Origin of the sequence: Cytophaga hutchinsonii ATCC 33406 (assembly GCF_000014145.1) — a bacterium.
In the GTDB taxonomy this organism is placed as follows: domain Bacteria; phylum Bacteroidota; class Bacteroidia; order Cytophagales; family Cytophagaceae; genus Cytophaga; species Cytophaga hutchinsonii.
In genome coordinates this window covers 3,637,526-3,643,553 of sequence record NC_008255.1, presented here as the reverse complement: position 1 = coordinate 3,643,553, position 6,028 = coordinate 3,637,526, and the positions used below count along the sequence as shown (strand labels likewise).

Sequence of the window (6,028 nt, the reverse complement as noted above, 5' to 3'; positions counted from 1 at the left end):
ATGTGTCATGGAAGTATTGAACAAGCAAAAATTATAGCTAAAGCTATAATAATAATAATTGCAATAATAGGTTTGGGCTTGGGAATAGTTTCTATTTCCGAAACTATTATGTTTAAAAAGTATCAAAAAAATGGTATCATAACAAACGGAGAAATAATTCATATTTCAATTAATTCAAATGAGTCAAGTGATCTTGTTTTGAGTGAAATAAAATATATTTCTAATGCAGGAGAGGAGTTTTTTATAAAAGATAATACAAATGGTAATTATCGTATTGGAGATAGCATAAAAATAATTTATTTAGATGATACCCCTGAAAAAGCAAAAGTATACTCTAATTCAATTTTAAATATTGCTTACCTCTATTTGTTTATGATTGCTTGCCTAAGCATAGCAACACTACTGGTTTTCAATTTTAAAAAAACTGTTATTATACTGCATAAGTATTTTGGCGCACCAGTTTAAATAAGCACAGCCTTCTCACTGTGATCTGTGGCGCACAGATCATGATCTCCGAAATGGATGCTAAGACTATATTAGATAGTCGGTCGGGCTTTTCTTCAGGCAAATTAAATCCCAATTCTCTAAAGTTTTTTTCAAAGGTAGAAGCTTTAGGTGTGAAGAACTTTGCTAGGAATTTGGGTTGTGGATTTGCTGTTTGGGGTTATTATAGTACTGAACAGCAGTTTGAAGAAGGCTTAATTCAATCTAATTAGGAGAAATTATAATCACATGAACAACGCCTTAAGTGTTTATTTTCCTATAACAGGGATTCCAATTGCAGTTGGAGATTACTCTCACCGTGGTCTGTGGCACACAGACCACAATCTTCTGTATCTATTAAGCACCTTTCTCATTAACTATTGTTACAAAACTCATAAAGTATTTTTGTAATAATCTTTTTCAATATAATTTTGTACTCAGCCCGTTTCTTCAGTCTTTGTATAAAGAACAAGATGAAGTAAAGGTGTTCTGTGTGCCACAGACCACGGTGTGGGAGAACAAGAAATAAAAAAGCTTTTAAAAGATAAAGAGGAAGAACTAGAGCAAATTAAAAAAGATTGTCTGGCTTATTAGTTCGGGAAATATTCCAGATTGTCAGTTTTCCGTTATAACTCATTTGAGTGGGAAGATGTTTACATGAAGTCTGTATGGGGCTTTCCTAATAATACATATAATAGATCTGGAGAAGAGGCAGCTAGCTTTCATGGAAATGCTTCTATAGAAAATGGAGATATTGTAAATGGTTCGAAATAATATTATTAATATGCTATACATAAAATTGAAAATGTTAGAAATGATAAAAATTTTAATAATATTTATTAAAATTTTTATCATTTCTAACTCTCTTTTCTGCTCAATATCGTTTTTGTCTTTTGTTTATCAAACTATTCCTATGACATATAAATATAGAAATAGTGATAATGAACTCCATATTGGTTTTCCTTATGAAATTTTCGAACAATTCTATTGTTGTGAAAATGTTTTTCCACAGAGAAAGTGGTTTTTTGAAAATATAATATTGAATCAGATAGTTTATTTTTTTATAGCAGCCTTACTATATGTATTTTTTAAAAAAGTAAATCAAAAGTCATAAAAATCATTATTAGTGTTCTGGGCGCCACAATAGCACACAGAACGGTAATTATATCCTAACACAGAAATTTATCAATGCTAATACTCTCACCGTGGTCTGTGGCACACAGAACACCATCTGCTCTGTCTATTAAGCACATTTCTTATTTACTATTGTTACAAAATTAGCACCTATTATTGTAACAATATTTTTTAGTATAATTTCGCACTCTGCACGTTTCCTCATTCTGTGGCACGCACAAGTACATGAATAAAAAGTGTCCTGTGGCACACAGGACACGGTGTAGGACACCACGGTGTAAGTTTAAAACATTTTTTAAATTATGAATACAATCCATCCATTTCTTAAAGGCATACGCAACTCCGAATGCAAATCGGAGAAGTTTATTTTTGGACAAGCACCATAAAAGACTGGAAGAATCTACTCCATCAAGATAAATACAAATTACTCATCATACATTGTCTTAAAGAGTTAGTAGATAGAAAAATGATAAAGGTCTACGCATTTGTTATCATGCCCAATCATATACACATTGTTTGGGAAATGCTTGATCAAAATGGAAAAGAAATGCCACACGCATCTTTCAATAAAAAAACAGCACATGAAATTGTTAAAGACTTAAAATTTAATCATCCTCTTGTATTACCTTTTTTCAAAGTCAATGAAAAAGAGCGCGAATACAGAATCTGGCAACGTGATCCGCTTGCTATTGAAATGGATAGCAAAAAGAAAGCGGAGCAAAAAATAGACTATATCCATAAAAATCCTTTGCACGAACGTTGGAATTTAGCTGCTTCACCGGAGGAGTATTATTGGTCGTCGGCAATGTATTATCAAACGGGGGAAGATAAGTTTGGATTTTTGACACATTATATGGAGCGGTTCTGATGAATGGTGGTCTGTGTGCCACAGACCATAGTAACGGAAATGATGGAATTATTGCGTCCTCTGTGTCACAGGCCGCGGGCAAAAGACCACGTTGACGATGAACAACATGAAAGAAAAATGTTCTGTGTGCCACAGACCATGGGGTGGATGTTCTGTGTGCCACAGACCATGGTGTTGCTCCCTCGGTCTGTGGCACACAGACCGAAATGACAGAGTGGCCTGTGGCACACAGGCCACGGCGACCCCTTGCTATTTCTCACAATCATCTTTACCTTTAAGCATGTTTGCACGCCGATTAGCCAGTCATGCTTTATTATCCGTAGTGGTACTTTCCTTTGTGGTAAGCCTCATGCTTTCGGCGGCGATTGCGCTGGCGTATACACGCAGCACCGAAATTCTGCTGTATAAAAATTACATCAAAGGTTACCGCAACATACAATCCGCGCAGGAATATTTTTTTTCATTGCAGTTGCAAACACCCGTGAACCTCACACTCGATCTCTATCAAACCGGCGACGACAGTGTGCAGATCCGTTCGTGCCATTGGGGGTTGTGGGAAGCAGCCGGTTTTAAGTCGGCCGTATTTGGTACACGCAGTATTGAAAAAAGTATGATCTATGGTTGCCTGCCGGCAGATAAATTTAAATCAGCCTTGTGGATGTCTCAGGTTAGTTATGGTGTAGGCTTAACAGGCAGCGCACATATAAAAGGAGATTGTTATATTTCTGAAGGAGGCGTACGGACAGACATTAATGTTGGCGGGTATGCTTCCACCATTAGCAAACATCTCGAAGGCAATTCCTACAAATGTGATCCGCTTACCATTGTATCAACAGAGCAGCAGCAACAATACCTGAACAACCTGCAGCAGGGAAATTTCAATGCTGTATTTACACAACCGGAAATGTATGCCGATAAAATTTCGGATACCATGTACAGAAGCTTTTCTCAACCAACCTTGTGCATCATGCTGGATGCTGTTAAGGTTAACTTAGCCTCAGCGCACATCAAAGGAAATTGCATCCTCTATTCAAAGCAGCCGCTTTCCATACCGGCTTCGGCGAAGTTGGAACAGGTGCAGATCATCGCGCCGACGGTTTTTATTGAACCAGGCTTTACCGGCAGCATCCATGTGCTGGCAAGCGATTCCATTTATGTAGCAGAAAATGTCGTGCTGCAATACCCGTCGTCACTGGTTTTAAATATCCAGACCTTCAAAGTAAACGGCACGAATATTACGATTAAAAATACGGCTATCGTAAACGGACTGATTTATTCGTACCAGGCAGTGCCGGACATGCAGCGCAGCCTCATCCGCATTGCAGAACGCGCGGGTACTACCGGCATCATTTATTCAAACGGTCTGGTAGAATTAAAAGGCAGGCACACCGGTAATATTACAACGGCCGGTTTTCAGTATAAAAATCACGAGCAGACACTCACGAATGTATTGCCCATGGGTACCATGGATTTTACTGCCTTAAGCAAACATTTTGTAGTACCCGATCTGCTGCATAAAAAAAGTATGTATCAAACCGCATGCTGGATAGAAGAATGATCGTTTCCCTTCGGCTCAAAGCTGCCGGTATCATTGAGATCGTGATTGCGATGCTGATCATCTGTGTAGTCATGATCGGCTCTTCGGTATTATATGCGCGCCTGCTGGATGGTTCCAAAGGAATGCTGCGCATGAAGGCGGAATGCGCCGCAACGGAAATCTACGCAAAGACCTTACGCGAAAAATCGTTTGTGGCAGAAGAAGGCATCATCCACGAAATGCAGTTCATCAAAGAGATCTCTACCGAACCGGCAACAGAAGGTTTGTGTAAAGTAAGCATCAAACTGCTGAATGAAAAAGGCGCACTGATCTATCACTTCAACGCACTAACCCGCATACAGAAATGAAGAAACGCCTGGCCGCTTTTACAATTCCGGAATTGATGGTGGTAATGCTGTTAAGCACAGTGGTAATAAGTGCCATGTATGTGCTGCTGCAGTTTTCATTCGCTAATTATTTCAGGTATTATACCGCTACTGAAAAACTGAACCGCATTGCACGCATGAATTATCTGCTTACAAAAGATATTAATACTTCTGCGGTGCTCCAAAAGACAGCAATGGGTTTTACATTTACAGCGCTTAATAAAGTTGTTACATATACAGTCGTTGACAGCACACTTGTACGTGCCGACGGTATTACAGATACGCTCTATGCTTCTTCCATCCAGTATGAAGTACTGATGGATGAGATACCGGTCATGCAGGCAGAACTGGCAGACCGGATTCAATTGAAACTGCTCTACAACGGCGAAGAACTGTTTATGCAGTACGACAAAAATATGGATGCGAAAAGCTTTTTATTTATAGAAGAACGTTATGGCAATAGAAATAAATAAAATTGCATCTTCAAAAAAGAAGGATGTAAAAAAAGCTGCGCTGCAGGGAGAAACAGAATCAGTCAATTGGCTGAATAAAGACATTTCGTTTGGTCCTGCTTTTTCAAATACAAAGAAGCATTTGTTCTACGAAGAGCTGAGCGTGCTGCTGGGCGCCGGTATGGACATACAATCGTCCTTTGAACTCATCGAAGAGGAACAGCTGAATGAAAAGGACCGGAAAATTATTCATTCGATTAAAACAGCCATCATTACAGGTAAAAGTTTATCGGAAGGATTAAAAGCTGCCGGGCATTTCAGCCCATATGAATACTACAGTGTGCAGATCGGTGAAGAAACAGGCAAGACCGTACAGGTACTGGCCGATTTGTCCGTTTATTTTCAACGCCTGCTGAAACAGCGCAGGCAATTGGTCTCTGCATTAACATACCCGTCTATTGTAATGTGTACGGCGGGCGGTTCCATATTTTTTATGCTGAATTATATGGTGCCGATGTTCTCTGAAATCTTCCTGCGTTTCAAAGGCGACTTGCCGGCGATCACCAAAGCCATCATTTATTTATCGGACCTGATGAAATCCTATTTTCTGGTTTCACTGCTTGGCATGATCGCTATAGGTATTTTCTTTTACATGAATAAAAATACAGACTGGTACCGGAAATACTATTCCATCATATTGTTAAAAATTCCCATCATAGGTCCCATCTTTCATAAAATTTATCTCGCACGTTTTTGCAATTCGCTGTACTTATTAATGGCATCAAAAGTAAGTATGGTACGCGCCATTTCGCTGGTAAAGCAGATGATCGATTTTTATCCGATTGAAAAAGCCATGGAAGAAATCGAAAGCAAACTGATCAACGGGGCCACGCTGCATTCCTGCCTGGCCGCGTATCCGGTGTTTGATAAAAAAATGGTTTACCTCATAAAAGTAGGAGAGGAAGTAAATAAAGTAGATCGTTTTTTAGATCAGCTGAATAAACAGTATTCTGACGAGGTTGAATATAAATCTGCCATGATCGGTTCCCTGATTGAGCCTGTTATGATTGTATTTCTGGGTCTGGTGGTAGGAGTTGTATTGATTGCCATGTACCTGCCTTTATTCCAGCTAGGCAATTCATTTTAATGAATGTACAAATACTTTGTC

6 protein-coding genes are annotated in these 6,028 nt (G+C 38.9%); all 6 read left to right on the top strand.

Going from position 1 to position 6,028, the window contains the following annotated elements; translation table 11 throughout:
- The 6 genes from CHU_RS15620 to CHU_RS15585 all read left to right on the top strand — a co-directional run bounded on the left by CHU_RS15620 (nt 1) and on the right by CHU_RS15585 (nt 6,007).
- Nucleotides 1-465 carry a DUF3592 domain-containing protein gene (locus CHU_RS15620; RefSeq protein WP_011586556.1) on the top strand — a complete coding sequence of 155 codons (465 nt, stop codon included), beginning with the start codon at nt 1-3 and terminating at the stop codon, nt 463-465.
- Nucleotides 466-1,963: 1,498 nt separating this feature from the next.
- Entirely contained in the window at nt 1,964-2,485 is a 522-nt protein-coding gene (locus CHU_RS15605; protein ID WP_011586553.1) for a transposase, read from the top strand.
- A gap of 280 nt (nt 2,486-2,765) precedes the next feature.
- Entirely contained in the window at nt 2,766-4,043 is a 1,278-nt protein-coding gene (locus CHU_RS15600; RefSeq protein ID WP_041932444.1) for a hypothetical protein, read from the top strand.
- The gene (locus CHU_RS15595) at nt 4,025-4,390 is read left to right on the top strand and encodes a hypothetical protein (RefSeq protein ID WP_143144173.1); all 366 of its coding nucleotides are present in this window, start codon (nt 4,025-4,027) and stop codon (nt 4,388-4,390) included. The genes CHU_RS15600 and CHU_RS15595 overlap by 19 nt, the downstream gene beginning before the upstream one ends.
- Nucleotides 4,387-4,881: a PulJ/GspJ family protein gene (locus CHU_RS15590; RefSeq protein WP_011586550.1), complete on the top strand. Its 495-nt coding sequence runs from the start codon at nt 4,387-4,389 to the stop codon at nt 4,879-4,881. Before CHU_RS15595 ends, CHU_RS15590 begins: the two co-directional genes overlap by 4 nt.
- A complete protein-coding gene (locus CHU_RS15585; RefSeq protein ID WP_011586549.1) occupies nt 4,862-6,007 on the top strand; it encodes a type II secretion system F family protein in 1,146 nt (381 codons plus the stop codon). The genes CHU_RS15590 and CHU_RS15585 overlap by 20 nt, the downstream gene beginning before the upstream one ends.
- Nucleotides 6,008-6,028 lie beyond the last annotated feature (21 nt).

Bases quoted from the DNA above. Each gene is read 5' to 3' on its own strand.
- CHU_RS15590 (WP_011586550.1), top strand. From the start codon at position 4,387: ATGAAGAAACGCCTGGCCGCTTTTACAATTCCGGAATTGATGGTGGTA.
- CHU_RS15600 (WP_041932444.1), top strand. From the start codon at position 2,766: ATGTTTGCACGCCGATTAGCCAGTCATGCTTTATTATCCGTAGTGGTA.
- CHU_RS15585 (WP_011586549.1), top strand. From the start codon at position 4,862: ATGGCAATAGAAATAAATAAAATTGCATCTTCAAAAAAGAAGGATGTA.
- CHU_RS15620 (WP_011586556.1), top strand. From the start codon at position 1: ATGTGTCATGGAAGTATTGAACAAGCAAAAATTATAGCTAAAGCTATA.
- CHU_RS15595 (WP_143144173.1), top strand. From the start codon at position 4,025: ATGCTGGATAGAAGAATGATCGTTTCCCTTCGGCTCAAAGCTGCCGGT.
- CHU_RS15605 (WP_011586553.1), top strand. From the start codon at position 1,964: ATGCAAATCGGAGAAGTTTATTTTTGGACAAGCACCATAAAAGACTGG.